Genomic DNA, 569 nt, shown 5'->3' on the forward strand with positions numbered 1-569 from the left:
CTTCAGGTCTACATGCGGGAACAGCTCGCCAAGCTCTCCCGTGGGCACGACCTGGCCAAGGCGTTCAACTATATCCTGAAGCGATGGACGAGCTTCACGCTGTTCCTGGAAGATGGACGCGTGTGTCTCTCCAACAATGCCGCCGAACGGGGCTTGCGAGGCATCGCTCTTGGACGGAAGTCCTGGCTGTTCTGCGGATCTGATCGCGGAGGGCGGCGCGCCGCAGCCATGTACAGCCTCATCGTCACGGCGAAAATGAACGGCATCGACCCGCAGGCCTGGCTCGCCGATATCCTCGCCCGCATTGCCGCCCATCCGGCTCATCGGCTGGACGAACTTCTGCCCTGGAATTGGACGCCGGCATCAGCACTCTCCGCTCGAGCGGCATGACCACGCACGTCAACAAGGTCCATCACGTCACCACCATCACCCAGGTCGCGAAAGACCTCGGCGAAGACGAAGATTGGCTGTGGGACATCGCCAACGAAATGGAGATCGAGGACGGCGTCATCTGGGTCTATGGCGTCGGAGAACACGGCATCCAAGCGTTCACCGACTTTGGAATCGAA

At 60.8% G+C, this 569-nt stretch carries 2 protein-coding genes; both read left to right on the forward strand.

Going from position 1 to position 569, the window contains the following annotated elements:
• Window positions 1-390 (forward strand): IS66 family transposase (locus XI09_RS08400; protein WP_271566422.1); only part of this gene is annotated, 390 nt, incomplete at its 5' end.
• A partial coding sequence (locus XI09_RS08405) for a hypothetical protein (protein WP_271566423.1) occupies window positions 387-569 on the forward strand: 183 nt, incomplete at its 3' end. The genes XI09_RS08400 and XI09_RS08405, both read left to right, overlap by 4 nt.

The sequence above is a fragment of the Bradyrhizobium sp. CCBAU 11386 genome (assembly GCF_028128955.1).
Lineage (GTDB): Bacteria > Pseudomonadota > Alphaproteobacteria > Rhizobiales > Xanthobacteraceae > Bradyrhizobium.